The sequence below is a fragment of the Micromonospora sp. WMMA1998 genome, from assembly GCF_027497375.1.
In the GTDB taxonomy this organism is placed as follows: domain Bacteria; phylum Actinomycetota; class Actinomycetes; order Mycobacteriales; family Micromonosporaceae; genus Micromonospora; species Micromonospora sediminicola.
The window spans coordinates 450,159-476,491 of sequence record NZ_CP114911.1 but is presented as its reverse complement, the minus strand read 5'-3'; the positions used below and the strand labels follow the sequence as shown (position 1 = coordinate 476,491).

The 26,333-nt window shown below is 72.6% G+C and carries 30 protein-coding genes; 17 read left to right on the top strand and 13 right to left on the bottom strand.

Features of this window, described 5'->3' with window-relative positions:
* Window positions 1-18: 18 nt before the first annotated feature.
* Window positions 19-519, bottom strand: a complete 501-nt coding sequence (locus O7600_RS02360) for a hypothetical protein (RefSeq protein WP_281592061.1) — start codon at window positions 517-519, stop codon at window positions 19-21.
* Window positions 520-574: 55 nt separating this feature from the next.
* Between O7600_RS02360 and O7600_RS02355 the strand changes: the two genes are divergently transcribed.
* Complete coding sequence (locus O7600_RS02355) at window positions 575-991, top strand: hypothetical protein (protein ID WP_281592060.1); 417 nt, start codon at window positions 575-577, stop codon at window positions 989-991.
* Window positions 992-1,034: 43 nt separating this feature from the next.
* A complete protein-coding gene (locus O7600_RS02350; RefSeq protein ID WP_281592059.1) occupies window positions 1,035-1,850 on the top strand; it encodes a class I SAM-dependent methyltransferase in 816 nt (271 codons plus the stop codon).
* 11 nt (window positions 1,851-1,861) lie between these two features.
* Here O7600_RS02350 and O7600_RS02345 read toward each other — a convergent pair whose 3' ends face one another.
* The gene (locus O7600_RS02345; protein ID WP_091575208.1) at window positions 1,862-2,041 is read right to left on the bottom strand and encodes a hypothetical protein; all 180 of its coding nucleotides are present in this window, start codon (window positions 2,039-2,041) and stop codon (window positions 1,862-1,864) included.
* Window positions 2,042-2,314: 273 nt separating this feature from the next.
* Between O7600_RS02345 and O7600_RS02340 the strand changes: the two genes are divergently transcribed.
* From O7600_RS02340 to O7600_RS02325, 4 genes are all read left to right on the top strand, one after another.
* Window positions 2,315-2,974 (top strand): HNH endonuclease family protein, encoded by a 660-nt coding sequence (locus tag O7600_RS02340; protein ID WP_281592058.1) that lies wholly within the window; start codon window positions 2,315-2,317, stop codon window positions 2,972-2,974.
* 177 nt (window positions 2,975-3,151) lie between these two features.
* Window positions 3,152-3,496 (top strand): hypothetical protein, encoded by a 345-nt coding sequence (locus tag O7600_RS02335; RefSeq protein ID WP_281592057.1) that lies wholly within the window; start codon window positions 3,152-3,154, stop codon window positions 3,494-3,496.
* A complete protein-coding gene (locus O7600_RS02330; RefSeq protein ID WP_281592056.1) occupies window positions 3,493-3,960 on the top strand; it encodes a MerR family transcriptional regulator in 468 nt (155 codons plus the stop codon). The genes O7600_RS02335 and O7600_RS02330 overlap by 4 nt, the downstream gene beginning before the upstream one ends.
* Window positions 3,957-4,292, top strand: a complete 336-nt coding sequence (locus tag O7600_RS02325; RefSeq protein ID WP_281592055.1) for a YnfA family protein — start codon at window positions 3,957-3,959, stop codon at window positions 4,290-4,292. Before O7600_RS02330 ends, O7600_RS02325 begins: the two co-directional genes overlap by 4 nt.
* Here O7600_RS02325 and O7600_RS02320 read toward each other — a convergent pair.
* On the bottom strand, window positions 4,220-4,753 hold the full coding sequence (locus O7600_RS02320) for a hypothetical protein (protein WP_281592054.1): 534 nt from the start codon (window positions 4,751-4,753) through the stop codon (window positions 4,220-4,222). The two genes, O7600_RS02325 and O7600_RS02320, sit on opposite strands and share 73 nt — an antisense overlap.
* A gap of 178 nt (window positions 4,754-4,931) precedes the next feature.
* On the opposite strand from O7600_RS02320, the gene O7600_RS02315 reads away from it, so the two are divergent.
* The 5 genes from O7600_RS02315 (at window position 4,932) to O7600_RS02295 (ending at window position 9,397) form a co-directional block, all read left to right on the top strand.
* The gene (locus tag O7600_RS02315; RefSeq protein WP_281592053.1) at window positions 4,932-5,786 is read left to right on the top strand and encodes an ABC transporter ATP-binding protein; all 855 of its coding nucleotides are present in this window, start codon (window positions 4,932-4,934) and stop codon (window positions 5,784-5,786) included.
* On the top strand, window positions 5,783-6,607 hold the full coding sequence (locus tag O7600_RS02310; protein ID WP_281592052.1) for an ABC transporter permease: 825 nt from the start codon (window positions 5,783-5,785) through the stop codon (window positions 6,605-6,607). The genes O7600_RS02315 and O7600_RS02310 overlap by 4 nt, the downstream gene beginning before the upstream one ends.
* Window positions 6,565-7,791: a sensor histidine kinase gene (locus O7600_RS02305; protein ID WP_281592051.1), complete on the top strand. Its 1,227-nt coding sequence runs from the start codon at window positions 6,565-6,567 to the stop codon at window positions 7,789-7,791. The genes O7600_RS02310 and O7600_RS02305 overlap by 43 nt, the downstream gene beginning before the upstream one ends.
* Window positions 7,788-8,411, top strand: a complete 624-nt coding sequence (locus O7600_RS02300) for a response regulator transcription factor (protein ID WP_281592050.1) — start codon at window positions 7,788-7,790, stop codon at window positions 8,409-8,411. The genes O7600_RS02305 and O7600_RS02300 overlap by 4 nt, the downstream gene beginning before the upstream one ends.
* Window positions 8,412-8,641: 230 nt before the next feature.
* Window positions 8,642-9,397 carry a hypothetical protein gene (locus tag O7600_RS02295; protein WP_281592049.1) on the top strand — a complete coding sequence of 252 codons (756 nt, stop codon included), beginning with the start codon at window positions 8,642-8,644 and terminating at the stop codon, window positions 9,395-9,397.
* A 69-nt stretch (window positions 9,398-9,466) separates the two neighbouring features.
* Here the strand turns inward: O7600_RS02295 and O7600_RS02290 are convergent, their stop codons facing one another.
* Both O7600_RS02290 and O7600_RS02285 read right to left on the bottom strand, forming a co-directional pair.
* Complete coding sequence (locus tag O7600_RS02290) at window positions 9,467-10,108, bottom strand: nucleoside monophosphate kinase (protein ID WP_281592048.1); 642 nt, start codon at window positions 10,106-10,108, stop codon at window positions 9,467-9,469.
* Between the two features lie 160 nt (window positions 10,109-10,268).
* Window positions 10,269-10,682, bottom strand: a complete 414-nt coding sequence (locus O7600_RS02285; RefSeq protein WP_281592047.1) for a MarR family transcriptional regulator — start codon at window positions 10,680-10,682, stop codon at window positions 10,269-10,271.
* 108 nt (window positions 10,683-10,790) lie between these two features.
* Here O7600_RS02285 and O7600_RS02280 point away from each other — a divergent pair, with 108 nt between their 5' ends.
* On the top strand, window positions 10,791-11,705 hold the full coding sequence (locus tag O7600_RS02280) for an alpha/beta hydrolase (protein WP_281592046.1): 915 nt from the start codon (window positions 10,791-10,793) through the stop codon (window positions 11,703-11,705).
* 222 nt (window positions 11,706-11,927) lie between these two features.
* On the opposite strand, the gene O7600_RS02275 is transcribed toward O7600_RS02280, so the two are convergent.
* Window positions 11,928-12,335, bottom strand: a complete 408-nt coding sequence (locus tag O7600_RS02275; RefSeq protein ID WP_281592045.1) for a CPCC family cysteine-rich protein — start codon at window positions 12,333-12,335, stop codon at window positions 11,928-11,930.
* Window positions 12,336-12,480: 145 nt separating this feature from the next.
* Between O7600_RS02275 and O7600_RS02270 the strand changes: the two genes are divergently transcribed.
* Together O7600_RS02270 and O7600_RS02265 are read left to right on the top strand one after the other, a co-directional pair.
* Window positions 12,481-12,774 carry a transposase gene (locus O7600_RS02270; RefSeq protein WP_013289120.1) on the top strand — a complete coding sequence of 98 codons (294 nt, stop codon included), beginning with the start codon at window positions 12,481-12,483 and terminating at the stop codon, window positions 12,772-12,774.
* 11 nt (window positions 12,775-12,785) lie between these two features.
* Complete coding sequence (locus O7600_RS02265) at window positions 12,786-13,685, top strand: IS3 family transposase (protein ID WP_281590201.1); 900 nt, start codon at window positions 12,786-12,788, stop codon at window positions 13,683-13,685.
* A 416-nt stretch (window positions 13,686-14,101) separates the two neighbouring features.
* Here O7600_RS02265 and metH read toward each other — a convergent pair whose 3' ends face one another.
* The gene (gene metH / locus O7600_RS02260; protein WP_281592044.1) at window positions 14,102-17,617 is read right to left on the bottom strand and encodes a methionine synthase; all 3,516 of its coding nucleotides are present in this window, start codon (window positions 17,615-17,617) and stop codon (window positions 14,102-14,104) included.
* A gap of 240 nt (window positions 17,618-17,857) precedes the next feature.
* On the opposite strand from metH, the gene O7600_RS02255 reads away from it, so the two are divergent.
* Together O7600_RS02255 and O7600_RS02250 are read left to right on the top strand one after the other, a co-directional pair.
* A complete protein-coding gene (locus O7600_RS02255) occupies window positions 17,858-18,727 on the top strand; it encodes a PAC2 family protein (RefSeq protein WP_091575251.1) in 870 nt (289 codons plus the stop codon).
* 115 nt (window positions 18,728-18,842) lie between these two features.
* The gene (locus tag O7600_RS02250; protein WP_281592043.1) at window positions 18,843-19,634 is read left to right on the top strand and encodes a GntR family transcriptional regulator; all 792 of its coding nucleotides are present in this window, start codon (window positions 18,843-18,845) and stop codon (window positions 19,632-19,634) included.
* 102 nt (window positions 19,635-19,736) lie between these two features.
* Here the strand turns inward: O7600_RS02250 and mshC are convergent, their stop codons facing one another.
* From mshC to O7600_RS02230, 4 genes are all read right to left on the bottom strand, one after another.
* Window positions 19,737-20,975, bottom strand: a complete 1,239-nt coding sequence (mshC, locus tag O7600_RS02245; RefSeq protein ID WP_281592042.1) for a cysteine--1-D-myo-inosityl 2-amino-2-deoxy-alpha-D-glucopyranoside ligase — start codon at window positions 20,973-20,975, stop codon at window positions 19,737-19,739.
* Window positions 20,976-21,041: 66 nt separating this feature from the next.
* Window positions 21,042-21,860, bottom strand: coding sequence for an SCO1664 family protein (locus tag O7600_RS02240; protein WP_281592041.1), 819 nt, complete (start codon window positions 21,858-21,860; stop codon window positions 21,042-21,044).
* Complete coding sequence (locus O7600_RS02235) at window positions 21,857-22,438, bottom strand: DUF3090 domain-containing protein (RefSeq protein WP_281592040.1); 582 nt, start codon at window positions 22,436-22,438, stop codon at window positions 21,857-21,859. The genes O7600_RS02240 and O7600_RS02235 overlap by 4 nt, the downstream gene beginning before the upstream one ends.
* Before the next feature lie 103 nt (window positions 22,439-22,541).
* Window positions 22,542-23,252 (bottom strand): histidine phosphatase family protein, encoded by a 711-nt coding sequence (locus tag O7600_RS02230; RefSeq protein WP_281594052.1) that lies wholly within the window; start codon window positions 23,250-23,252, stop codon window positions 22,542-22,544.
* 411 nt (window positions 23,253-23,663) lie between these two features.
* Between O7600_RS02230 and O7600_RS02225 the strand changes: the two genes are divergently transcribed.
* Window positions 23,664-24,245 carry a hypothetical protein gene (locus O7600_RS02225; RefSeq protein ID WP_281592039.1) on the top strand — a complete coding sequence of 194 codons (582 nt, stop codon included), beginning with the start codon at window positions 23,664-23,666 and terminating at the stop codon, window positions 24,243-24,245.
* A 61-nt stretch (window positions 24,246-24,306) separates the two neighbouring features.
* Here the strand turns inward: O7600_RS02225 and O7600_RS02220 are convergent, their stop codons facing one another.
* The gene (locus O7600_RS02220; protein ID WP_099161247.1) at window positions 24,307-25,143 is read right to left on the bottom strand and encodes an undecaprenyl-diphosphate phosphatase; all 837 of its coding nucleotides are present in this window, start codon (window positions 25,141-25,143) and stop codon (window positions 24,307-24,309) included.
* A complete protein-coding gene (locus O7600_RS02215; protein ID WP_281594051.1) occupies window positions 25,140-26,192 on the bottom strand; it encodes an LLM class F420-dependent oxidoreductase in 1,053 nt (350 codons plus the stop codon). The genes O7600_RS02220 and O7600_RS02215 overlap by 4 nt, the downstream gene beginning before the upstream one ends.
* Between the last annotated feature and the right edge of the window lie 141 nt (window positions 26,193-26,333).

The following is a 26,333-nucleotide window of genomic DNA, read 5'->3' as shown; positions in this document are numbered from 1 at the left end:
ACCGGGGTCGGGAAACGTTCACGTGTCGACGGCGGTGAACAGCAGCAGCGACCGCTCGGGGTCGAACCACACCTCGGCGCCGCCGGCGGCGTCGTGGTCGGCGCTGCGCCGCCAGCGCACGCCGTCCGGCACGTGTCCGGTCAGGCCGGGCCAGACCTCGGGCGCCGCGCCGGTCACCGGCGTCCAGGCGTACGTGGTGGCCAGGGCGCGCGCGTCGGCCGGCGCGAGCCGCACCACGCCCTGGTAGCGCAGGTCGGTCGGGCCGGGAGCCCGGGAGCAGGCGAAGCTCGGGTAGTCGACCTGCCAGTGGATCTCCGGGTACACGCCGATGCCGGGCACGTCCCGGTCGGTCCAGCGCCGGTCGGTGCGGATCGTCGCCTCCTCGGCGGCGACCCGGGCCGCGCAGTCCCGCTCCCCGGTGTCGGCGGACCGGGCGAGCCGGAACGCGCCGCCGCAGGCGGCCAGCAGGACCACGCCGAGCGCGGTGGACGCGGCCAGCAGCCAGGAACGTCGGGTCACGCCGGCAGGGTAGCCACCGCCGGCCACCGTGGACCGCCCCGGTACAGTCGCCGCCGTGAACCCGCAGGTGGCCCACGCGAGCATCGTCTACTGGCGACGCAGCCTCTGGAACGGCATGCGGTGCGTGCCGGTGCTGATGACCCTCGACCAGGGCTGGCTACGCGCCCGGGACCGGCACGGTGTGGAGGTGTTCGCCGTGCCCGCCGGCCAGGTGGGCGGCCGGTTGACCCGCCTTGGCACGCTGCTGCTCGACGTCGGCGGGCGCCGCTACGCCCTGGTCGGGCGCGGGTCCGACGCGTCGCCGCGGCCCAGCACCGACCAGGAGCGCGGGTGCGCGGACTTCTGGTCCCGGCACACCCCGCCGACCGGCGACGGACCGGGTGTGCTGGACCAGGTCCTCAACGGCGCGGCGGCGTTCCGGACCCGGTCCTGGCGCGACGCCCTGGCGCGCGCCGGCGCGCCGCTGCGCTGACCGGGGGCAGCGCGCGGCGGCTGCAGCCCCTAGGCTCCGCCGCATGATCGACATCGACTTCGACGCCCACGAGCGCTCCCGCTGGGCCGGGCGGGCGCGGGCCTACGGGCGCAGCTTCGGCGGGCTCTGCGCGTACCCGACGGCGGCGCTGCTGGCCGCGGCGCGGGTGCGGGCCGGGCAGCGGGTGCTCGACGTCGGCACCGGGCCCGGCACCGTCGCGGCGGCCGCGCTCGGCCGTGGCGCCGCCGTGGTGGCGGTCGACGCGGAGGCCAGCATGCTGGCGGAGGCCCGGGCGACCGCGGCCGGCGCCGGCCTGGTCGGCGGCGCGCTGCCGCGGTTGCCCCTGCCCGACGCCCGGTTCGACGCGGCGGTGGCCAACTTCGTGCTCAACCACGTCGGCGACCCGGCCGCCGCGCTGGTGGAGCTGCGCCGGGTGGTACGCCCCGGCGGGCGGGTGGCGGTGACGCTCTGGCCGTCGCCGCATCCGCCGTTGCAACGCCTGTGGGGCGAGGCCATCAGCGCCGCCGGCGTGACCCCGCCGGCGGACCTGCCTCGACTGGCGCCCGGGCGGGACTTCCCGCGCACCGAGGCCGGCGTGACCGGCCTGCTGAGCGCCGCCGGGCTGACCGACGTCGCGTGCACGACCCTGACCTGGACCCATCGCACGGATCCGGAGGACTGGTGGGCCGGGCCGGCGGCCGGCATCAGCGCGGTCGGCCTCGTCGTGCAACGGCAGGAGCCCGCGGCGCGGGACCGCATCCGCCGGGAGTACGACCGGCTCACCGCCGCGTTCCGGGAGGCCGACGGGCGGTTGGCGCTGCCGACGGCCGCGCTGCTCGGTTCGGCCTCGGTCGCCTGATCCCGGCGCGGTCAGTCCAGGCCACGCATGATGTGCGGCTCGCCGTCGTCGTCGCCGAAGCAGCGGTGCAGCACCTGGGCGCGGGCCCACAGGTCGAGGCTGCTGGGCGGCCCGACCGGCGGTGGCCCGGCCGGTGCGCTCAGCACGGGGGCCGGGTCCGGCGGAACCTTCGACGTCACCTCGTCGGTCATCTCCGCCCCTTTCGTCGTACCCATGCTCGCCCTCGGGCGTCTCCGCCGCATCAACCGGACGGCGCGGGCGTGGACGCGGCGCTCCTGGACCGGGCGCCGGCCCGTACTCCGGTGACGGTAGCCCGCCGGGCCGGCCGGCACAGCCGTATTCCCGACGTCCGAGCAGGTGGCGGCCGATCGTCATCCGATGTTCACGGAAGTTGATCTGGCTCATTACTTCTACATCTGTCTATATGGGTGCAGGTATTCGCCATCCCGTCGGACGGAGTTCCCATGTCCCGCACCCTGCGCGCCACGGCCATCAGCCTGGCCGCGATCGTGGCCGCCACCCTCGGCCTCACCGCCCCCGCCCCGGCCGCCGGCTACTCGGCCCCGCTCACCACCGCCGTCGCCGGCCTCACCGTCGCCGCCGAGGTCCGCACCGGATACAGCCGCGACCTGTTCCCGCACTGGATCGACGCCGACGGCGACGGCTGCCACACCCGCAACGAGGTGCTCTACGCCGAGGCCACCACCAAACCGACGATCAGCGGCACCTGCACGCTCTCCGGCGGCCGCTGGTACTCCTACTACGACGCCGCGACCTGGACGGCCACCGGCGATGTGGACATCGACCACATGGTGCCGTTGGCCGAGGCGTGGGACTCCGGCGCGCGGAGCTGGACCACCAGCCGCCGCCAGGCGTACGCGAACGACCTGGGTGACGCCCGCGCGCTGGCGGCGGTCACCGACAACGTCAACCAGGCCAAGGGCGACCAGGACCCGGCGACGTGGCTGCCGCCGTACGCCTCGGCCCGCTGCCGCTACGTCGGCGAGTGGGTGGCGGTGAAGATCCGGTGGCGGCTCACCGTGGACAGCGCGGAGAAGAGCGCGCTGACCAGCTGGGCGAACAACTGCCCGGCGGCGACGATCTCGGTCACCTACGCGTACTGATCCGCCGTCCCCGCCCCGGGCCGCCCGGTCCGGGGCGGGCACCCGGCATGATGGGACGACATGAGCGCGGAGCACGAGGAACCGGCCACCGCCCGGCTGTCCCCGCGCCGCCCCACCGCCATGACCTCAGCCCCGCGACTTGCATCCGGTACCCGGGTACGGGCTTACCGTCGGGGAGTGAGCGACGAACACGGATCCTCCTGGGTGCCCGACGCCTGCGCCCTGCCGACCACCGAACGGCCGCTGCGGCTGGCCGAGTTCGACAGGCTGTTCCGCGCCGCCGTCCGCGCCGTCGACCGGCCGTCGGCCCGGCACCTGCGGCTGCGCCTCGACGGGGCCGACCAGGTCGAACGCACGGCTCGCGATCTCGCCGCGCGCGAATCGGCGTGCTGCTCGTTCTTCACCTTCGACCTCGCCCGGCCGGACGACGGGCCGCTGACCCTCGACATCCGGGTGCCGGCGGCCCACACCGACGTCCTCGACGCTCTCGCCGCCCGGGCCGTGTCCCGCCACGACCGATGACCGCCGAGCCCGGGCTGCGCAGCGGCCAGCTCGCCGCCGCGGTGGGGGTCAACGTGCAGACGTTGCGCTACTACGAGCGGCGCGGGCTGCTCGCCGCGCCCCGCCGTTCGCCGGGCGGACACCGCCTCTACCCCGCCGAGGCCGTCACCCTGCTGCGGGTGGTCAAGGCCGCGCAACGCCTCGGCTTCACCCTCGCTGAGGTCACCGACCTGATCACGGCGGCCCGGCGCACGCCCCGCGCCGACAGCGGCCTACAGGCCCGCGCCCGGGACAAGCTCGCCGAGGCGGAGCAGCGGCTCGCCGACCTCACGGTCGTGCGCGACACGCTGCGCGCCGCCGTCGCGGCCGGCTGCGACGACCTGGTCGCCTGCGCCGCCAGTCCCCGCTGTCCCCTGCCCTTCGACGAGCTCGCCGAGCTCGCTGACCTGCGCCGCGCGACCGTCACGCTACGGTCGGACGCATGACGGTCGCGCGTTCCATCCGGCTGTTCCTGATCGCCGCGCTGGCCGAGATCGGCGGCGCCTGGCTGGTCTGGCAGGGCTGGCGGGAGAACCGAGGGCTGCTCTGGATCGCCGCCGGGGTGATCGCGCTCGGCCTCTACGGATTCGTGGCCACCTTCCAACCCGACCCGAACTTCGGCCGGATCCTCGCCGCCTACGGCGGCATCTTCGTCGCCGGCTCGCTGGCCTGGGGCATGGTGGTCGACAGCTTCCGCCCCGACCGTTACGACCTGGTCGGCGCGGCCATCTGCCTGGTCGGCGTCGCCGTCATCATGTACGCGCCGCGAGCGAGCTGAGCCCACCTGCTGTTCGTGCCGCGGACGCCGACCACGAGATCCGGGTACGGGGCACGCGGGCGCCCGGCTTCGACGAGCTGGTGGTGACCTGGCCGCGCCGTCGGTTGCGCGGCTGGCGCGGCCGGGTCGGCTTCGGCGACCGGGAACAACAGTCGGACCATCCGCTCCGCGACCCAGAAGCGGTTCATCACCTCCCGGGTCCGCGTCGGCCACTTCTCGCCGTCGCTCCACCGGTCGGGCCGGGTGAAGGCCCAGCGTTCGGCCTCGGCCGCCACGCCGACGAACCGTTCCACCAGGGCGAGCCGCTCGGCGCGTCGGCTCTCCGTCCGGGCGAGCTCCTGCCGACGCTGCTCGGCCCGCGCGGCCGTGCGCTGCGTGGAGTGCTGCACCAGATAGGACAAGCCGCCACCGATCGCCACCCCGCCCAACGACGTCACCGCCGTCCACACCTCGGCCGACACGCACGCATGGTGCCCATTCCGTCAGACCCTGTCCACCCCGCACCCGCCGGACACCGGACGTGTGCCGCGTCGGCGACCGGGACAGAGGAGCCGGGCGCGGTGTCCGTCGACCGGTGGACACCCGCCCTCGACCGGCCGGTCGTGCCGCGGTCGCCGCGACGGGCGGAGCATCAGGGGCATGACGAATTCCCCCGCGGTCCGGGTGCGCGGACTGCACAAACGGTACGGCCGGCGGGTCGCGCTGGCCGGGATCGACCTGGACATCGCGTACGGGGAGGTGGTCGCCCTGCTCGGCCCCAACGGCGCGGGCAAGACCAGCACGGTGGAGATCCTGGAGGGACACCGGAGCCGCGACGGCGGCGAGGTGAGGGTGCTCGGGGTGGACCCGGCGCGGGTCGGCCACTCCGGCCGCGCCGCCCGGGACTGGCGGGCGGGCATCGGCATCGTGCTGCAGGAGGCCACCGACCTCGGTGAGCTGACCGAGGGCGAGGTGGTCCGGCACTTCGCCCGCTACTTCCCCGCGCCCCGCGACCCGGCCGAGGTGATCGAGGTGGTCGGACTGGCTGACCGGGCCCGGTCCCGGGTCCGCGCGCTCTCCGGCGGTCAACGACGCCGGCTGGACGTGGCCGTCGGCCTCGTCGGCGACCCGCGCCTGCTCTTCCTGGACGAACCCACCACCGGATTCGACCCGGCGGCCCGCCGGGGGTTCTGGGACCTGATCCGCACCCTGGCCGGCGCCGGCACCACGATCGTGCTGACCACGCACTACCTGGACGAGGCGGAGCAGCTCGCCGACCGGGTGGTGGTGCTGGCCGCCGGTCGGGTGGTCGCCGACGGCCCGCCGGCCGTCCTGGCCGGGCGGGCCGGCCACCAGGCCGTCGTGCGGTGGTCCGGCGGTGAGCGGCGCACCGACGACCCGGCCGCGGTGATCGCCGAGCTGACCCGACGCCACGGCGGCCCGGTCCCCGACCTCACCGTGACCAGACCCAGCCTGGAAGACGTCTACCTCGACCTGATCGGAGGGCGGCCATGACGACGTCGCACCGCACCGGCCACCCGTCCGTGTTGCTGCTCGGGCTGCACCGGGGCGTGATCGAGCTGAAGGTGTTCTTCCGCGAGTGGGACGCGGTGGCCTTCACCTTCGCCCTGCCGGTGGTGACCCTCGCGCTGCTCGGCTCGATCATCTCCGGGGTGTACCCGGGCAGCGACGTCACGTCCGCCCAGTACCTGGCGCCGAGCATGATCGCCGCGGGCGTCGCGGCCACCACCTTCGTCAACCTCGGCGCCGGCATCGCCGGGGACCGGGACGACGGCACACTCAAACGGCTGCGGGGCACCCCGATGCCACCGGCCGCGTACGTCCTGGGCAAGACCGTGCAGACGACGGCCGTGGTGGCCGCGGAGACCGTGCTGCTGCTCGCCGTCGGGACGGTCCTGTTCGAGCTGCGACTGCCCACCGATGCGGGGCGCTGGCTCACCTTCGGCTGGGTGTTCCTGCTCGGCGCCACCGCGTGTTCGCTGCTCGGCATCGCGGTGAGCAGCGTGATCCGCTCCGTCCGCAGCGCGGGGGCCGTCACCCAGCTGCCGCACCTGGTGCTGGCGTTCGTCTCCGGCATCTACGTCACCCCGATCAGCGCGCTGCCGCAGCCGCTGCTCGTGCTGGGCTCGGTCTTTCCCCTGAAATGGATGGCGCAGGGCTTCCGCTCGGCGATGCTGCCGGACACGATTCTTGGTGCGGAGGTCGTACCTGACTGGGAGCACGGTCGGACCGCGCTCATCCTCGCGGCCTGGTGCATCGGAGGTCTGCTGCTGTGTCTGAGCACGTTCCGCTGGCGCGGCCGGCGGTCCCGGTGAGCGGGGGTGACCCACCGCCCTCGGCGACGTGGGTCGCCCGGTTCCCGTTGTGGGACGCCTACTTCGCGGTCCTGGCCGTCGCCGTGGGGGTCGCCGTGGCCACCAGCACCCCGCCGGCCGCGTCGTACCGCGCCGGCTCCGCCGCGCTGCTGGCCGCGATCGGCATCTGGTACGTCGCCTTCGGCCGCGCTCTCATGCGGTACGACATCGGCGGCTGGCGCGCGTACCTGTATCTGGGGGTCGCCTTCGCGCTCTACGCGCCGGCCGTGGTGCTGGCGTCGTCCGCGTCGTTCGCCATGTTCGTGCTCCTGCCGCAGGCGTTCATGCTGCTGCCGACGATCCGCGCGGTCGCCGTGGTGGTGTCGTTCACCGCCGTGCCGGTGGTCAAGGACTGGTTGAGCAACGGCGCCGGCCCGGACACCGGGGGCTCGCTGCTGGCCGCCGGAATGGTCGCTCTCGTGGTGTCGGTGACCGGCGGCTGGATCCGGCACCTGTTCGTCGACGCCGACCGGCGGGCCGCACTGGTCGACGAACTGGCCGCCTCCCGGGACGAGGTGGCCCGGCTGTCCCGTCAGGCCGGCGTCGCCACCGAACGGCAACGGCTGGCCGGCGAGATCCACGACACCATCGCCCAGGGGCTGTCCAGCGTGGTCATGCTGATCCAGGCCGCCGACGCGGAGCTGGACCGCGACGCCGCGCGGGCCCGCCGGCACCTGGCGCTCGCCGTGGACACCGCACGGTCCAACCTCGCCGGGGCGCGGGCGGTCGTCGCCGCGCTGACCCCGGCGGAGCTGGCCGGATCGCCACTGGTCGAGGCGGTGCGGCGGGTGTCGGACCGGTTCGTCGCCGAGACCGGCGTGCCCGTCGTGCTGACCATGCCGGAAACGCCGCACCCCCTGCCCACCCCGGTCGAAGTGGTGCTGCTGCGGGTCGCCCAGGAGGCGTTGGCCAACGCCCGCAAGCATGCCGGCGCCGGCCGGGTCGAGGTACGCCTCGATCGCCGCGACGACGCCGTCGTGCTGGAGGTCCGCGACGACGGCCGCGGCTTCACCGGCCCCCCGGCCGGCGACGGATACGGTCTGGCCGGCATGCGCCACCGGGTCGAGCGGGTCGCCGGCACGCTGCGGGTGACATCCGGCCCCGGCGCCGGCACCACGGTACGGGCGGAGGTACCGATCAGATGATCTCGGTGTTGCTGGTGGACGACCATCCCGTGGTCCGGGCCGGGGTGCGCGGCATGCTCGCCGGCGAACCGGACATCGCGGTGGTCGGCGAGTGCTCCTCGGCCGCCGAGGCGGTCACCGCCGTCCGGGCGGTACGCCCCGACGTCGTCCTGATGGACCTGCGGATGCCCGGTGTGGACGGCGCGGCGGCGACCGCCGAGGTGCGGGCCGTGGCCCCGGACACCCGGGTGGTCGTGCTCACCACGTACGACACCGACGGGGACATCCTGCGCGCGGTCGAGGCCGGCGCGGCGGGCTACCTGCTCAAGGACGCGTCCCGGACCGAACTGGTCGACGCGGTCCGGGGCGCCGCCCGCGGCGAGACCGTCGTCGCGCCGGCCGTGGCCGGTCGGGTGTTCCGCCAACTCCGCCACCCCCGGCCGGTCACCCTCTCGCCGCGGGAGGTGGACGTGTTGCGGCTGGTGGCGCAGGGGCTGTCGAACGGCGAGATCGGGCTGCGGCTGCACATCACCGAGGCCACCGTGAAGACCCACCTGCTGCGCGCGTTCGGCAAGCTCGGCGTCGGCGACCGGACCGCGGCGGTGACCACCGCGATGGCCGCGGGCCTGCTGCCCACCTGATCCCGCAGCGGGCGACGGACATCGTCCGACGTCGGGCCGAGGCGGTGCTGGCGGCGATGTCGCCGCGACGGGCGGGCCTCCTGCACGGGCCCCTGCGGATCGGCCGCCTGTCCCCGAGGGACGCCGCCGCCGAGCTGTCCACGGCCGCTGTCGACGACGTCGTCCAGCTGGAGGCCCCCCTCGGCAGCACCTGGCTCCACGCCACGCTGTCCGCCATGGAACCGGCCCGCGTGGCCGCGATCCTCGGCGACCGGATGCTCCTCGACCACGTACCGGCCGACGTGCAGGACTTCGTCGAGGCGATGCCGACGGCCCGCCAGGCGACGGTGCTGGCCTGGCTGCCACCGGCGCGGGCCGCCGCCGTGGTCGCCCGCCTCGGGAACGAGCAGGTCGGCCGGTACGTGGTCGAGATACCCGCCCGGTGGGGGGCCGTGCTCGCGGCGGGAATGCCCGTCGAGCGCCGCCGGCACATCCTGGACAGCCTGCCGAGGCAGGTTCGCCAACCGCTAAGCAACGTCCAACTCACCACACGTATGGTGCCATCCGGACGCGGACCCCGCCCGACCGTCGCGCGGCATCAGCCCGTGGGCCGGCCCGGGGCCGTCTGGCATCCTTCCCCGATGGCCAGCGTGTCGATAGATCGCAGCGGGGACGATCCCGCCGTCGTGGTGGTGATGCTGCAGACGCCCACGTGGGAGTTCCACTTCTGGGCCCACCTCAGCGAACTCGCGCGCCTGCGGTCCATCCGCCAGGCCGACTGGTCCGCTCGACGCGCACTGCAGATCGGCGACGCCGCCGGCATACCGGTGCACTGGGCCATCAACGACGACACCGTCACCGCCCTGATCGGCCACGACGACGAGACCTGGCACATCGCCTTCTCCATGCCCGTCGAGACGATCGACCGTCTCGCCGCCGAGGCCGCGGAGCTCCTGCCGGAACCGGATCCGCCCACTCCGTACCCCGGCCAGCTCGAGATCTTCTAGCCGGACACGACGTCGACACCGATCGTCAGCAGAGGGCTGGCGCCGTCTCGGCTCGACCCACGCGTTCGGTCAACTCCGCGCGAGTCGACCGGCCAGCTCGGTGGTGATCTCCTCCGCCGGCCGGGCGGCGTCGACGCGGATCAGGGAACCCGCGAAGCGGTAGCGGGCCAGCACCGGAGCGCTGTGCAGGTGGTGGACGCCCAGTTGGCGGGCGACGGCCGCGGGGAGATCGTCCTCCCGATGGACCAACCCGCTACCGCAGCGGTCGCAGACACCGTCGACCTGCGTCGGTGCCGACTTGACGTGCCAGACCCTGCCGCAGTCCCGGCACAGGCGGCGCCCCGTCAACCGCCGTGCCGCCTCGGCATCGGCCAGGACCAGCTCGACCACCTGGAACCCCGACGTCTCCAGCGCCCGCAACACCGCCAGCACCGGAGACTCCGTCCAGAAGACGAAGCCGTCGACCGCGTCAGGCTCGCCGAGCCGGCGCTGCACGATCGCGGCGATCAGCTCGAGCGGTGGCGCCTGCCCGGCGTCCATGAATCGACGCAGCTCGTCGCCCAGCGCCGATCCCGTACGCACCGCTGACTGCACCGCGTCCACGATGGAGATCGAGGGGACGCCGAGCCAGCCGGCGAGGCGGCACGCCACCTCGGCCGTCTCCGCGCCGGGCGGCCCGATCAGGGCCAGCCTGGCCACCGCCGTCGCCACGTCCGGATCCTATTGTCCGGAGTCAACGACGCCCTGCGACGTGGGCTGGTGCTCTGTCGGGAAGGTTCGCCGGGGCGGTCGTCCGGGCCGACGATCTACGCGGTCACCGCACTGGCGAGCAGGGGCTCACCGGGCAGACGGACCGCTCGTGACCATGGACTCATGCGGGCGAGAGCATCTCCTTGAGGATGCGCTGCAACTCCATGCGGTCCTGGGGGGTGACCCTCGCCAGCCTGCGGTCGTACTCCGCTGCGAGGGCTGCAAGTGCTCGATCGCGTGCTTTCGTGCCCTCGTCGGTCAGTACGAGCCGATGACGTCGCAGGTCCGCCTCGTCGATCTCGCGGCGGATGAAGCCCTTGGCGACGAGGTTGCGCACGTAGACCGTCACGCTCGCCTTGGGCAGCAGCAGCGCGGTCGCGATCTCGGCCGGGTACGGCGATGCCTCCACCTCGGCCAGGACGAAGAACTCCTTCGTCTCCAGCCCGAGCTCGGCCAGTTCCTCCGTGCAGGCGTCCATCACGACTGCCAGCAGCCGCTGGTTCAGCGTCCACAGCTGTGCCCCGTCGACCGACACGCGGTCCCCCCATCCATGTGGTACAGTTTCGTATTAGTTTCATATCGTACAAGATGCGGCCTTGTACTGGACTCTCATGGAACAACAATCTCACGAAGGAAGCCAGGCATGATTCAGCACCTCACGATCCCGCGCGGTCCCATCAACCTCGCGGCGGATCTCCACCTGCCCGACAACGCCTACAGCAGCGCACCGCTGCGCGCCGTTGTGCTCTCCACCCCGGGCAGCAGCGTGAAGGAGCAGATCGGCGCCAACTACGCCTCCCGTCTCGCCGCCCGGGGCATCGCCGCGCTCGTCCTCGACCCCGCCCATCAGGGCCAGAGCGAGGGCGAGCCCCGCGACCTCGAAGACCCCTACCGCCGAGGTGAAGACATCTCCTACGCCGTCGACATGCTCACCGTCACCCCCGGCATCGATTCACGGCGCATCGGCGTGCTCGGCATCTGCGCCGGTGGGGGCTACGCCGTGCACACCGCCCGCACGGATCACCGCATCAGGGCGGTCGGCACGGTCGTCCCCGTCGACATCGGCGCCGCGTTCCGCAGCTTCTCCCCGGACGGTCCTGCCGCAGCACTCGACGCCCTCGCGGACGCACGGACCGAAGAGGCCCGCTCCGGCGAGACGACCCGCGTGAACTGGCTGCCCGACACCCTTGCGGACGCCACGGCAGCGGGCCTGAGCGACATCGACACCACTCAGGCCGTCACCTACTACCGCACCGCGCGCGGCGGCAACGAACACTCCACGAACCGGCGCCTCCTGCGCAGCGACTCCCTCCTGCTGGGCTATGACGCCTTCCACCTGGCCGATCAGCTCATGACCCAGCCGCTGCAGGTCGTCCTCGCCGAACGCCTCGGCAACACCGGCTCCTACGACACCGGCATGCAGTTGTGGAAACTGGCCCCCAACCCGGTCGACCTCATGGTGATCGACGGCGCCGGCCACTACGAGATGTACGACGAGCCCGCATACGTCGACGCCGCCGTCGAAAGGCTCACCACCTTCTACGTCAACAACCTGTGAGGCATCCGACCCGGCGACGCCATGCGGTCACAGCACCAGAGCATCGAGGCGGTGTTCCCGCAGATCAGGCGCGGTGGACGGCGTGAACCGCCCCGGGTTCTGTGGAGACTCTCTACAAGATCCGGGGCGGTTCAGTCCGGTCTTAGGACCTCCGTGACACATCGGTATCAGGACCTGGGTGACACTCCGCGAGAGCGCCGAAGCGACCGGCGTGCGATCCAATCACGTCAAGTCGTCTTGGGCGCCCGATCGGCGGCGTCTGCGCGCTTCCCAACGGGCTTGTCGCTCGGCATAGGCACGCCGCGCATCCGCCAGGCTGACCGGCCGTTCGGCGTAGGCGCGTCGGGCATCCGTCAGACTGAGCGAACCGTTGGGGCCGCCGCGCACCGTGTCAGCGTCTTCGTCATCCTGCCCGTCGTCCTCCCAGCCGCAGGCGAAGCAAATCTCGAACTGACCTCGCCCCTCAAGCGTCGGGTGCCGACAGCAGGGACACGCGTACGGTTCGCCCCGCGCTTCAGCCACTACAGATCGCTGGTTCAACGCCTCGACGTACTGCTCAAACCACCTGGTGCGGCTCGCGAGTTCTTCCGCGGACGGCCCCTCCTGCTGACCGGCATGCTCGTCCGTCATCTGCACCTCTCGCTGTCGATCCAGTTCACGTATCGAGCTCAGCACAGAAGGGCCCCACCGCCGCAGGGAGGTGGTGCTACTGAAGTGACCCCCTGAGACCGGACACCTCCTGACTTGGCATCCTGCCGAGGAGGAGGAAACCGCTGTGGCTCGACAGAGCAAGTACCCCGAGGAGTTCCGCCGCCAGGCCGCGGCGTTGGTGCTCGACTCCGGTCGCACGATCCGTGACGTGGGTCGGGAGTTGGGCGTCAACCACGAGACGTTGCGCAACTGGGTCGACCGGATGCGGCAGGAACGTGACGGCGGCCGGCCCAGCGACTTGGCCGCGGATGAGCGGGCTGAGCTGGTGCGGTTGCGGCGTCAGGTCGCGCAGCTGGAGCTGGAGAAGGAGATCCTGAAAAAAGCCGCGGTCTTCTTCGCACGCGAGACGGAGCGGTGAACCGTGCCGACGTGTACCGGTTCATCGACGCGGAGAAGACCTCCTACCCGGTCCGTCTGCTCTGCCGGCTGCTCGGCGTCGGTCACAGCGCCTTCTACCAGTGGCTCCGAGCCGGCCGGCACCATGCCGCCGACCGGCATCGCCAGGACCAGCATCGGGTCGAGGTGACCCGGCAGGCGTGGTCGGAGCATCGAGGCGTCTACGGCGCCCGCCGGCTCACCGCCGAGCTCCATGACCGCGGCCACCGGTGGAACCGCAAAGCGGTAGCGAGACTCATGCGCCTGGCCGGCATTGAGGGCGCCCACCGCCGGCGACGCGGCAAGCCCCGCCGCAAGGCCGCAGCCACCGCGACCGCGCCGGACCTGGTCCAGCGCCAGTTCACGGCGACCGCCCCGAACAGGTTGTGGGTCGCGGACATCTCCTACCTGCGCACCTGGGAAGGCTTCCTCTACCTCGCCGTCGTGGTCGACACCTACTCCCGCCGCGTCGTCGGGTGGGCGATGGCCGACCACCTGCGCACCGAACTGATCCTCGACGCGGTCGGCATGGCCATCCAGCACCGCCGACCCGCCCGCGACCAGCTCATCCACCACTCGGATCGCGGAAGCCAGTACACCTCGTTCGAGTTCGGCCGCACCCTACGCTCCTGCGGCGTCCTGGCCTCCATGGGCTCGGTCGCCGACTGCTACGACAACGCCATGGCCGAGACGTTCTTCGCCACCCTTAAAACCGAACTGGTCTACACCCGCGCCTGGCCCAGCCGTCACGAGTTGGAGATGGAGGTCTTCTCCTACATCGAAGGCTTCTACAACCCTCGCCGCCGACACAGCCGTCTAGGTAACGTCAGCCCCGACACCTACGAGAAGATCCACCAAGAGCCCCTGACAGACATCGAGGTGTCCGGCCGATAGGGGTCACTTCAGGGTATGTGCTGCTCATCCTTGGCCTGACACACGACCCGGCCGCCCGGCCGATCATCACGCCGTACCTCAACCATCCGGAGGCGTCTGTTCGGTTGGAGGCCAACGATGCTTTGACGGAGCTGTCAGCGCGGCGGCCGACGATCATCCATCCAGACGTGTCCCGCACGTCCTGAGCCTGATCTGTCACGCACGTCCTGAGACCCGAGGCGCTGTCCCTGTACCTCGGCCACGCCGAGCCCGGCTTCATGCTGCGGGTCTACACCCACCTGCTGCCCACCAGCGAGGACCGTACCCGCTGGGCGATCGACACTGCTTCGGGCGGAACCCCACGGCCCCGACGGCCTGACCACGGCCTGAACACCCATCGGGAAAGTGTTTGCGCAGCTCAAGCCGGGTGACGGCGTCTATTTGGCGTTGAAGTAGCTCGCCTCCGGGTGGTGGACGACGATGGCGTCGGTGGCCTGCTCCGGCACCAGCTGGAACTCCTCCGACAGCTGCACCCCGATCCGCTCCGCGCCCAACAGCTCCACGATCTTCGCCCGGTCCTCCAGGTCCGGGCAGGCCGGATAGCCGAACGCGTACCGGCAGCCCCGGTAGTCGGTGCGCAGCAGACCCGCCAGGTCGGCCGGGTCGTCGTCGGCGACCGTGCCGCCGCCGGGCAGCACCAGCTCGGCCCGGATCCGCCGGTGCCAGTACTCGGCGAGCGCCTCGGTGAGCTGCACCGACAGGCCGTGCACTTCCAGGTAGTCGCGGTACTCGTTGGCGGCGAACATCTTCGCCGTGTACTCGCTGATCGGCTGCCCGACCGTGACCAGCTGCAACGCGACCACGTCGAGCTGCTCGCCCCGCGGCCGGAAGAAGTCGGCCAGGCACAGCCGGCGTTCCTGCCGCTGCCGGGGGAAGGAGAAGCGGGCCCGCTCGCTGTGCCCGTTCTCGTCCAGCACCACCAGGTCGTTGCCCTCGGAGTACGCAGGGAAGTAGCCGTATACCACGGCCGCCTCCAGCACCTGGTCGGAGATGAGCCGGTCCAGCCAGTAGCGCAGCCGGGGCCGCCCCTCGGTCTCCACCAGTTCCTCGTACGACGGGCCCTTGCCGCCCCGGGCGCCGCGCAGCCCCCACTGGCCCAGGAACGTGGCCCGCTCGTCGAGCAGCGCCGCGTAGTCGGCCAGCGGCACACCCTTGACCACCCGGGTGCCGAAGAACGGCGGGGTGGGCACGCCCACCTCCACGGCCACGTCGGACCGCACGGAGGCGTCGTCCAGCTCGGGCAGCGCCTCGCGGACCATGGCCCGCTGCCGCTCGCGCCGCTCCCGGCGGGCCGCCAGCGCGGCCTCCCGCTCCGGGTCGACCATCGGCGCGCCGCCCCGCTTGGCCGCCATCACCCGGTCCATCAGGGACAGCCCCTCGAACGCGTCCCGCGCGTAGTGCACCTGGCCCGGGTAGACCGAACGCAGGTCGTCCTCGACGTACGCCCGGGTCAGCGCCGCCCCGCCGAGCAGCACCGGCCAGCGCTCGGCGACGCCCCGCTCGGCCATCTCGGCCAGGTTCTCCTTCATGATGACCGTGCTCTTGACCAGCAACCCGGACATGCCGATGGCGTCGGCCCGGTGCTCCTCGGCCGCGTCGAGGATCGCGGCGATCGGCTGCTTGATGCCGATGTTGACCACGTCGTAGCCGTTGTTGGACAGGATGATGTCGACCAGGTTCTTGCCGATGTCGTGCACGTCGCCCTTCACGGTGGCGAGCACGATCCGACCCTTGCCGTCGTCGTCGGTCTTCTCCATGTGCGGCTCCAGGTAGGCCACCGCGGTCTTCATCACCTCGGCGGACTGGAGCACGAACGGCAGCTGCATCTGCCCGGAGCCGAACAGCTCGCCGACCACCTTCATGCCGTCCAGCAGCAGGTCGTTGATGATGGACAGCGGCGTGCGGCCCGCGGCCATCGCGGTGTCCAGGTCGGCCTCCAGGCCGTTGCGCTCGCCGTCGACGATCCGCCGCTTGAGTCGCTCGTCCAGCGGCAGCGCGGCCAGCTCCTCGGCCCGGGTGGCCCGCGCCGACGAGGCGTCCACGCCCTCGAAGACCTCGATGAACCGCTGCACCGGGTCGTAGCCCTCGCGGCGGCGGTCGTAGACCAGGTCCAGCGCCACCTCGCGCTGCTCGTCCGGGATCTTCGACATCGGCAGGATCTTGCTGGCGTGCACGATCGCGGAGCTGAGCCCGGCCTGGGCGCACTCGTGCAAAAACACCGAGTTGAGCACCTGGCGGGCCGCCGGGTTCAGACCGAACGAGACGTTGGAGATGCCGGCGGTGAAGTTGACGCCCGGGTAGCGGGCGGCGATCTCCCGGATCGCCTCGATCGTCTCGATGCCGTCGCGCCGGGTCTCCTCCTGCCCGGTGGCGATCGGGAAGGTCAGCGCGTCGATGAGGATGTCCTCCCGGCGCAGCCCCCACCGACCGGTCAGGTCGTCGATCAGGCGGGCGGCCACCCGTACCTTCCACTCCCGCGTACGGGCCTGGCCCTCCTCGTCGATGAGCAGCGCCACGACGGCGGCGCCGTGCTCCCGGACCACCGGCATCACCCGCGCGTAGCGGGAGTCGGGTCCGTCGCCGTCCTCGAAGTTGACCGAGTTGACCACGCACCGGCCGCCGAGCATCTCCAGCCCGGCCTCGATGACCGCCGGCTCGGTGGAGTCCAGCATGATCGGCAGGGTGGACGCGGTGGCGAACCGACCGGCCAGCTCCCGCATGTCCTGCGTGCCGTCGCGCCCGACGTAGTCGACGCAGAGGTCGAGCAGGTGCGAGCCGTCCCGGGCCTGGCTGCGGGCGATCTCCACGCAGGCCTGCCAGTCGCCGGCGAGCATCGCCTCGCGGAACGCCTTCGAACCGTTGGCGTTGGTCCGCTCCCCCACCATCAGGATGCTGGCGTCCTGGGCGAACGGCACGTGGTGGTAGATCGAGGAGACGCCGGCCTCCGGCTGGGGCTCCCGGGCCGCCGGCCGGCGCCCGCCCAGGCGCTCCACCAGCATCCGGATGTGCTCCGGCGTGGTGCCGCAGCAGCCGCCGATCAGCCCGACGCCGTAGTCGTCGACGAACCGCTCCAGGGCGTCGGCCATCTCCTCCGGGCCGAGCGGGAAGTAGGCGCCGTCGGCGGTCAGCACCGGCAGGCCGGCGTTCGGCATCACCGACACCGGGATACGCGAGTGCTGCGCCAGGTAGCGCAGGTGCTCGCCCATCTCGGCCGGGCCGGTGGAGCAGTTGAGCCCGATCAGGTCGACCCCGAGCGGCTCGATCGCGGTCAGCGCCGCCCCGATCTCGCTGCCCAGCAGCATGGTGCCGGTGGTCTCGACCGCCACCTGGCAGATGATCGGCACGTCCCGGCCCGCCGCGTCCCGGGCCCGCTTCGACCCGACCACCGCGGCCTTGACCTGGAGCAGGTCCTGGCAGGTCTCGATGATCAACGCGTCCGCCCCGCCGGCGATCAGGCCGGCGGCGTTCTCCTGGTACGCGTCGCGCAGCGAGGCGTAGCTCGCGTGCCCCAGGGTGGGCAGCTTGGTGCCCGGCCCCATCGAGCCGAGCACGAACCGCGGCCGCTGCGGCGTGGCGAAGGCGTCGGCGGCCTCCCGGGCGATCCGCGCCCCCGCCTCGGAGAGTTCCCGGATCCGCTCGGCGATGCCGTACTCGGCGAGGTTGGGCAGGTTGGCCCCGAACGTGTTGGTCTCCACGCAGTCCGCGCCGGCGGCCAGGTAGGCGTCGTGCACGCCACGGACCACGTCCGGCCGGGTGACGTTGAGGATCTCGTTGCAGCCCTCGAGGCCGTCGAAGTCGTCCAGGGTGAGGTCGGCTGCCTGGAGCATCGTCCCCATCGCGCCGTCGGCGATCAGGATCCGGTCCGCCAGCAGGTCACGCAACGAAGTAGGCACAGGGCCAGGTTAGTGCGCGCGGGGACGGCCCGGTCACACCAACGGGGGCATCCCACATAGTGTCAGGCGGATCACCGCGTACCCTTCGTCCGGTTCGCGCGGGTGGTCCGGCCGGGCGACCGGCGCGGCCGACGGGCCGGCTCCCGCGGCGGCACGTAGGCTGACGGACGTGAAGGACATCAGGGACGCGACGGGGCGATCACGCGGCGCCGCTCCCGACGAGCAGGGTGAGGTGACGGCGTGACCGAGTTCGACGGGCTGCCGGTTCTGCGCTCCCCGGTCGCCATCGCGGCCTTCGAGGGCTGGAACGACGCCGCGGACGCCTCGACCGCCGCCGTGGAGCATCTGGAGCAGGTCTGGCAGGCCCGGCAGGTCACCGAGCTGGACCCGGAGGACTTCTACGACTTCCAGGTCAGCCGGCCGACCATCACCATGGCCGACGGGGAGACCCGCCGGGTCGAGTGGCCGACCACCCGCTTCATGGTGGCCAGCCCGGACGGCACCGAGCGCGACGTGGTGCTGATCCGCGGCATCGAGCCGAGCATGCGCTGGCGCACCTTCTGCGAGCAGGTGCTGGAGATCTGCCACAGCCTGGAGGTCGAGCGGGTGGTGCTGCTCGGCGCGCTGCTGGCCGACGTCCCCTACACCCGGCCGCTGCCGATCAGCGGCAGCGCGTCGGACGCCGACGCGGCCAAGCGCTACCAGCTCACCCCCACCCGGTACGACGGCCCGACCGGCATCGTCGGCGTGCTGCACGACGCCTGCACCCGGGCCGAGGTCGACGCCGTGTCGTTCTGGGTGCACGTGCCGCACTACGCCAACAACCCGCCCTGCCCGAAGGCGACGCTCGCGCTGCTGCACCGGGTCGAGGAGGTGCTCGACCTGCCGGTGCCGATGGCCGACCTGGCCGAGGAGGCCGCCGAGTGGGAGCAGCGGGTGCGCAGCGCCGCCGAGCAGGACGCCGAGCTCGGTGAGTACGTGCGCGAGCTGGAGGAACGGGTCGGCGACGCCGGCATCACCCCGTTGACCGGGGACGAGATCGCCCAGGAGTTCGAGAAGTACCTGCGCCGCCGCGGCGGTTCCGCCGGTCCGACCGCGGGCTCCTGGTAGCTCCTTTCGTCGAAGCCGGGCCCTCTTGTCGGGGCCCGGCTTCTTCGTGTCCCGGGTAGCGCCGTCACAACCTCTAGGGCATCCTAGGAACCTAGCTGTTCTGAGGAGGCGGGCAATGCAGATCAACCCGGGCGCGGCCGAGTTCCCGCACCGGCAAATCGCCGCGCAGCTCAAGGCGCAGGTGCGCCGCGGCGACTGGGCGCCGGGCGAGCGGCTGCCATCCATCCCGGCCATCGCCGAGATGTTCGGCGTCGCCAAGCAGACCGTGCAGCGCGCCGTCGACCAGCTGCGGGTCGAGGGCGTCCTGATCACGAAACCCGGCTCGGGTACGTACGTCCGGGGCACCCGGCGCCGCCTCAACCGCCTGGCCCGGGGCCGGTACGGCGGCTTCCGCGGCTACCACACCGACCTGGCCGCGCGGTACCGCCAGCAGCTCGTCTCGGTCGGCCGCTCCCCCGCCCCGGCGGAGGTGGCCGACGCGTTCGGCGTCGCCGACGGCACCGACCTGCTCTGCCGGCGGCACCTGGTCCGCACGGACGACTCCCCGGTCGAGGTCGGCGCGTCCTGGTTCCTGCCCGGCGACACCGCCGGCACCTCGCTGGAACGCGCCGAGGCGTTCGGACGGCCGCTCTACCAGGAGGCCGAGGAGGCCACCGGCCGCCGGTACGTCACCGCGACGGACACGATCAGCGCCCGGCAGCCCAGCCGGGAGGAGGCGGAGATCCTGCAGATCCGCCCGGACACGCCGGTGCTGCACCTGCTGCACGTCGCCTTCGACGAGCGGCACAAGCCGATCGAGGTCGCCCAGGCCACCTGGCCCGGCCCGATGACCACGCTCACCGAGGAGTACAAGATTCCCGCCCCGGCGCCCGAGCAGGACCCGGACCCCGGCCTCGTCCTGGGCTGATCCGCGAACGCGGCAACCCGACGACAGCCGGGCCGGCGCTCGATCGGCAGGTGTTAAGCGGGGGCCCCTCCTCTACCGCAGGCGTTAAGAAGGGGCCCTTCCTTACAGGCGGATGCCGAGCAGGGCGTCGACGGTGTCGGCGAACAGCTTCGGGGCGTCCCGGTCGTCGGCCACGCCGGCGAGGGTCTGGGCGGCCCAGGCGTCGGCCACCGCCAGGGCGCCCGGCGTGTCCAGGTCGTCGGCGAGGCGCTCACGCACCCCGGCCAGCAGCGCCGTGCCCGACGGTCCGGCCGGCGCGGCGGCGGCCCGCCGCCAGCGGTCCAGCCGCTGCTGCGCCTCGACGAGCAGCTCGTCGGTCCAGGAGCGGTCGCTGCGGTAGTGGCCGCTGATCAGCGCCAGCCGCACCGCCATCGGGTCGACCCGGTCGGCCCGCAGCCGCGACACGAAGACCAGGTTCCCCTTGGACTTCGACATCTTCTCGCCGTCCAGGCCGATCATGCCGGCGTGCACGTAGTGGTCGGCGAACGGCGCCTCGCCGGTCAGCCGCTCGGCGTGCGCCGCGGAGCACTCGTGGTGCGGGAAGAGCAGGTCGTTGCCGCCGCCCTGCACGTCGATCCGGTCGCCGAGCAGGTTGAGCGCGATCACCGCGCACTCGATGTGCCAGCCGGGGCGGCCGGCGCCCAGGTCGCCGCCGGGCCAGGACGGCTCGCCCTCGCGGGCGCCGCGCCACAGCAGCGGGTCGAGCGGGTCCCGCTTGCCGGCGCGGTCGGGGTCGCCGCCGCGCTCCGGGAAGATCTCCAGCATCTGCTCGCGGGACAGGTTCGACTCGTAGCCGAACTCCGGCGCGGCGGAGATGTCGAAGTAGACGTCGCCGGTGCCGTCGTCGAGCCGGTACGCCGCGCCGTCCTTGAGCAGCACGAGCACCTTCTCGGCGATGTCCGGGATGGACTCGACCGCGCCCACGTAGTGCGCCGGCGGGATGATCCGCAACGCCTCCATGTCCTCGCGGAACAACGCGGTCTCCCGCATGGCCAGGACCTTCCAGTCCTCGCCGTCGCGCTCGGCCCGCTCCAGCAGCGGATCGTCGATGTCGGTGACGTTCTGCACGTAGCTCACGGTCAGGCCGGCGTCGCGCCACATCCGCTGCACCAGGTCGAATGTGATCATGGTCGCGGCGTGCCCGAGGTGGGTGGCGTCGTACGGGGTGATGCCGCAGACGTACATCGAGGCGGCGCTGTCGGGCCGGCTGACGTGGGGCCCCTGCCGCGCCGAGTCGTACAACCTCAGCGGTGCGCCCTCACCTGGCAGCCGTGGCACCTCGTGCCCTACCCAAGACTCCATAACGCCAGCCTAACGACCGCGCGGACGCTCAGGAGCCGGCCCACGGGTGATCAACGCGACAGCGGCTCACATCGGCGGCCAGGGCATCGCCGGCCACTCCTCCGGCGGCTGCGGGAAGCGGCCGGTGTCGCGCAACCGCCGCACCCGGGCGGCCAGCGCCGCCACCTCGCCGATGGTCAGGTGCTCGGACAGCTCCTCGCCCAACGCGCCGCCGAGCTGACCGGTGAGGCCGTCGAGCATCTCGACCGCGTCCGACGGCAGGTGGCGGCCGGCCCAGCCCCAGAGCACCGTGCGCAGTTTCTCCTCCACGTGGAAGGTGACGCCGTGGTCGACGCCGTAGATCCGGTCGTCCGGGCCGACGAGCACGTGGCCGCCCTTGCGGTCGGCGTTGTTGATCACCGCGTCGAGGACGGCCAGCCGGGCCAGCCGGGGATCGTCGGCGTGCGCCAGCGCGTACGGCGTCCCGTCGTCGTCGCGGGCCGCGGCGATCGGGAACCAGCGCGGCGGCACCGACTCGGCCGGGACGAACCCGACCAGCGGCTCGGCGTCGGACGGCTCGTCGATCCAGAGCTGGCACGAGCCGGGCCCGAAGGGGCCGTCGCGCAGCACGGTCGGCGGCACCAGGTCCCATCCGGTGGCGTGGGAGACCAGGTAGGCGGCGACCTCCCGGCCGGCGAGCGTGCCGTCCGGAAAGTCCCAGAGCGGGCGCTCACCGCGTACCGGCTTGTAGACGCAGTGGGCGGTGAGCCCGTCGAGGGCGATGACACCGCGCAGCGTGGCGTTGGAGGCGTCGACCAGCCGCCCCTCCAGGGTCAGCTCACCGTCGGCGAGCAACCGCAGCGCCTCGGCGCCGTCCTGGCGGGGCTGCAGTTCCGACGAGGTCACCGGTGATAGCCGTTGTTCCGGGGGCAGAGGTGACCGGCCGGGTCGAGCGGCTGCCCGCAGAGCGGACAGGGGGGCCGGCCGGCGTTGACCACCCGCTTGGCCCGTTCGATGAACTCGCGGGTCGCCTCGGGGGTCAGCCGCACCCGGAGCCGGTCGAGGTCGTCGTCCGGCTCCTCCGGCTCGTCCTCGACGTCGTCGTCCGCGTCGCCCAACTCGACCTCGACCTCGGCCTCACCGACGGCGATCGCCTCGATCACCACGGTGGCGGTGTCGACGTCGAAGGCCAACCCCAGCGTGCCGACCCGGAACTCCTCGTCGACCGGGGTGTCCAGGGGCTCGTTGTCGCCCCCCACCGGCGGGGCCGCCTCCGGCAGCTGCACGCCGAACCGGCGTTGCGCCTCGGAGAGCAGTTCCTCGAGCTTCTCGGCGAGCAGCGACACCTGGACCTTCTCCAGCGCGACGCTGACCAGCCGGCCGCCGCCCCGCGCCTGGAGGAAGAACGTGCGCTCCCCCGGCGGGCCGACCGTTCCGGCGACGAACCGCTCCGGCGGCTCGAAGGCGTGCACCTGGTGCGTCATACCCACGACCCTATCCGGCGCGCGGAAGCACCGCGCAGCCCACCGACGCCGAATCCGCCCAGAGCGCAACGCCCCGGTCGCGCCCGGTCCCGCCGCCTCCGCCTCACCCGGCCGCCCCGGCGCCGCCGCCGACCGCCGCGTCCGAGGTGGCGGGCCGGGCCGTCCGCCGGCGCCGCCGGCGCGGCGGGACCAGCGACGACAGGTCGCCGCCGGTGTCGTTGAGCCGGACCAGGAACGGCCGCAGCGGCGTGTACCGGATCGCCGTCACCGACGCCGGGTCGGCCACGATCCGCTGAAAGAGATCCAGGTGTACGCCGAGCGCGTCCGCCACGATCGCCTTGATCACGTCGCCGTGGCTGCACGCCAGCCAGACCGCCTCGGGCCCGTGTCCGGCGGTGACCCGCGCGTCCCACGCCCGCACCGCGGCGACCGCGCGCGCGGACATCGCCGCCATCGACTCGCCCTCGGGGAAGGCCGCGGCGCTCGGGTGCTGCTGGACCACCGGCCAGAGCGGCTCCTTCGCCAGCTTCTTCAGCGACTGCCCCTCCCAGGCGCCGTAGCCGCACTCGATCAACCCGTCCTCGACCACCGGCTCGACGCCGGGCAGCGCCAGGTCGAGGGTCTGTCGGCACCGGATCAGCGGACTGCTCACCACCGCCGCGAGCGGCAACCCGGCGAGCCGTCCACCGACCGCCGTGGCCTGGGCCCGCCCGGTGTCGTCCAGCTCGACCGGTTGCCGGCCGGCCAGGCCGCCGTCGGCGTTCGCGGTGGTCCGGCCGTGTCGCAGAAGCAGAAGGGTCGCCACGCTGACCACCCTAGGCGCTGCCACCCCGGACACCCGTCCCCCACCGCGCCGACGGGCGCCCCCACACTTCGCAGAGCGCACAGCACGCCGAAAATGGGACATCCGTCCCGCATCACAGGAACAGGGGAACCGGGGTCCGTCTGGGCGGTGTGTCCGGTTCGGGGGTGGTCGGGGACACCGGCCGGGCGGAATGGGTCCGCGGGCCGGGGCGTTGTACCGGGTGCACGGCTGAGCAGCGGAAACGCCCACCACCCCGCGGAATGACGGCGGGTCGCCGGTCGTTGCACAGGGTTCCGCCGCCACCACGAGGCCCCCGGCCCGGTGAGCCGGTCGAACCCTTCCCCCGAAGACTTCTCCGAGCGCCTGACGGCTGCTCGCGTGCCCACCCCCCGGGCGCGTCGACCCCCGAACGGAGCCCCCATGAACACCATGCTGCGTAAGAGCATCCTCGGTATCGCCGGTCTGACCGTCGCCGGTGGCCTCGCCGCCGGCCCGCTGAACCACTCCGACGGCACCCCCGCGCCGCGGGAGAGCGCCGTGGCCGTGCAGACCCGCCTCGACACCGCCGCGCTGATCCCGCACGGCGTGCAGGGCGCCCAGTCCCACATCGACCTCGACGACGAGCAGACCGCCAACGCCAAGGCGATCATCGCCGCCACGAAGAAGACCGGCATGGACGAGCGCGCCGCGGTCATCTCGATCGCCACCAGCCTGCAGGAGTCGAAGCTGGAGAACCTCGGGCACCTCGGCGACCGCAACGACCACGACTCCCAGGGCCTGTTCCAGCAGCGCCCCTCCTCCGGCTGGGGCACCGTGGAGCAGATCACCGACCCCGAGTACTCGACCACGGCGTTCCTCAAGGCCCTCAAGCAGGTCGACGGCTGGCAGGACATGCCCCTCACCGTCGCCGCCCAGACCGTCCAGGTCAGTGCCTACCCCGACCACTACGCCCAGTGGGAGCAGCAGGCCGCCGACATCGTCGCCCAGCACTGGAACGCGTAAGACCGACAGCGAAGGCCGGCACCCCGGGCGGGGTGCCGGCCTTCGTCGGGTCCGAGCGCCCTCAGGTGGCGCTGATGGTGCCGGTGGCCAGCAGGCAGATGAGCAGACTGCCCAGCGCCACCCGGTAGAGCACGAAGACGTACAGCGTGTGGTGGGCGACGTAGCGCAGCAGCCAGGCGATGGCCGCGTACCCGATGGCGAAGGCGATGACCGTCGCGACCACCATCTGCGCCACGCTCGGCGCGGCGGTGCCCGGCGCGGAGGGTTCGAACACGTCCGGCAGGCTGAACAGGCCGGAGATCACCACGGCGGGGATGGCCAGCAGAAACGAGTACCGGGCCGCGGTCTCCCGGGTGAGGTTGAGCAGCAGGCCGGCGGTGAGGGTGCCGCCGGAGCGGGACACACCCGGGATGAGCGCCGCGGCCTGGGCGAAACCCATCACCACGCCGTCGCGCATCCGGAAGTTCTCCAGCGTACGGGTCTGCCGGCCCCAGTACTCCGCGAAGGCCAGCGCGATCGCGCCGAGGATCAGCGTGGTCGACACCAACCGCAGGTCCCGCCCGGCGGTGCGGATCTGGTCCTTGAAGAGCAGCCCGAAGATGCCGATCGGGATGGTGCCGATGATGACGTACCAGCCCATCCGGTAGTCGAGGCTGGAGCGCACCGAGCGGTCGACCAGGCCGAGGCACCAGGTGCGGACGATCCGCCAGATGTCCTTGAAGAAGTAGATGAGCACGGCGGCCTCGGTGCCGAGCTGGGTCACCGCGGTGAACGACGCGCCCGCGTCCCGGCCGAAGAAGATCGCCGAGGTGATCCGCAGGTGCCCCGACGACGACACCGGCAGAAACTCGGTGAGCCCCTGGACGATGCCCAGGACGATGGCCTCGACCCAGGTCACTCGCCGACCCCGGACAGGTCGAGGGCCTCGGCGACGGTGCGCAGCGTCTGCACGCCGCTGTCCCGGTCGGCCACGAACAGCGTCACCGACAGGGTGGTGACGCCGGCGGCGGCGTACTCCCGCATCCGCTCGGCGATGCGCTCCTTCGGGCCGAGCAGCGAGGTGCGGTCGATGAACTCCATCGGCACCGCGGCGGCGGCTTCGCGCTGCCGCTTGGCCAGGTAGAGGTCCTGCACCTCGCGGGCGGCGTCGCCGTAGCCCATCCGGGTGGCGAGCTGGTTGTAGAAGTTCTGCTGCCGGCTGCCCATGCCGCCCACGTAGAGCGCGGCGTACCAGCGGACCAGCTCGGCGCAGGTGGCGATGTCGTCGCCGACCACCACCGGCACGGACGGCACCACGTCGAAGCCGGCCAACTCCTTGCCGGCCCTGGCCCGTCCGGCCCCGACGGAGGCGAGCTGCTCCTCGGCGAACTCGGGGGCGTAGAAGACGGCCAGCCAGCCGTCGGCGATCTCACCGGCCAGCTCCAGGTTCTTCGGGCCGACCGCGGCCAGGTAGATCGGGATGTGCTCGCGCGGCGGGTGGAAGCCCAGCCGCAGCGCCTTGCCCGGCCCGTCGGGCAGCGGCAGCGTGTAGTGCTCGCCGCCGTACGCGACCTCCTTGCGGGCGACCGCGAGCTTGACGATGTCGACGTACTCCCGGGTGCGGGCCAGCGGCTTGGCGAACCGGACGCCGTGCCAGCCCTCGGAGACCTGCGGGCCGGAGACGCCCAGGCCGAGGCGGAACCGGCCGCCGGAGAGGGCGTCGATGGTCGCCGCGGTCATCGCGGTCATCGCCGGGGTGCGGGCCGGGATCTGCATGACCGCCGCGCCGACGTCGATCCGTTCGGTCTGCCCCGCCATCCAGGCCAGCATGCTCGGCGAGTCGGAGCCGTAGGCCTCGGCGGCCCACACCACCGAGTAGCCGAGACGGTCCGCCTCCTGGGCGAGCGCCAGGTGGTCGGCCGGCGTGCTCCACGCCGTCTGGTATCCGAGGCTGAGCCCGAGTCGCACTGGTCCTCCCACCGTCCGCACCACAGGTCGCATCAGGTTACGCAATGAGGGTGGCACCCCCGACCACCGGCTCGCCCCGAACACGTCACACCGGTCTGCGGTCGCGCGGGAAGTTGACTGCGGCGAGGATATCCGTGACGC

Excerpts from the sequence above, each read along its gene's own strand:
- O7600_RS02225 (WP_281592039.1), top strand. The coding sequence starts at position 23,664 with ATGAACACCATGCTGCGTAAGAGCATCCTCGGTATCGCCGGTCTGACC.
- O7600_RS02310 (WP_281592052.1), top strand. The coding sequence starts at position 5,783 with ATGACGACGTCGCACCGCACCGGCCACCCGTCCGTGTTGCTGCTCGGG.
- O7600_RS02280 (WP_281592046.1), top strand. The coding sequence starts at position 10,791 with ATGATTCAGCACCTCACGATCCCGCGCGGTCCCATCAACCTCGCGGCG.
- O7600_RS02275 (WP_281592045.1), bottom strand. The coding sequence starts at position 12,335 with ATGACGGACGAGCATGCCGGTCAGCAGGAGGGGCCGTCCGCGGAAGAA.
- O7600_RS02330 (WP_281592056.1), top strand. The coding sequence starts at position 3,493 with ATGACCGCCGAGCCCGGGCTGCGCAGCGGCCAGCTCGCCGCCGCGGTG.
- O7600_RS02235 (WP_281592040.1), bottom strand. The coding sequence starts at position 22,438 with ATGACGCACCAGGTGCACGCCTTCGAGCCGCCGGAGCGGTTCGTCGCC.
- O7600_RS02340 (WP_281592058.1), top strand. The coding sequence starts at position 2,315 with ATGTCCCGCACCCTGCGCGCCACGGCCATCAGCCTGGCCGCGATCGTG.
- O7600_RS02315 (WP_281592053.1), top strand. The coding sequence starts at position 4,932 with ATGACGAATTCCCCCGCGGTCCGGGTGCGCGGACTGCACAAACGGTAC.
- O7600_RS02345 (WP_091575208.1), bottom strand. The coding sequence starts at position 2,041 with ATGACCGACGAGGTGACGTCGAAGGTTCCGCCGGACCCGGCCCCCGTG.
- O7600_RS02250 (WP_281592043.1), top strand. The coding sequence starts at position 18,843 with ATGCAGATCAACCCGGGCGCGGCCGAGTTCCCGCACCGGCAAATCGCC.
- mshC (WP_281592042.1), bottom strand. The coding sequence starts at position 20,975 with ATGGAGTCTTGGGTAGGGCACGAGGTGCCACGGCTGCCAGGTGAGGGC.
- O7600_RS02300 (WP_281592050.1), top strand. The coding sequence starts at position 7,788 with ATGATCTCGGTGTTGCTGGTGGACGACCATCCCGTGGTCCGGGCCGGG.
- O7600_RS02350 (WP_281592059.1), top strand. The coding sequence starts at position 1,035 with ATGATCGACATCGACTTCGACGCCCACGAGCGCTCCCGCTGGGCCGGG.
- O7600_RS02325 (WP_281592055.1), top strand. The coding sequence starts at position 3,957 with ATGACGGTCGCGCGTTCCATCCGGCTGTTCCTGATCGCCGCGCTGGCC.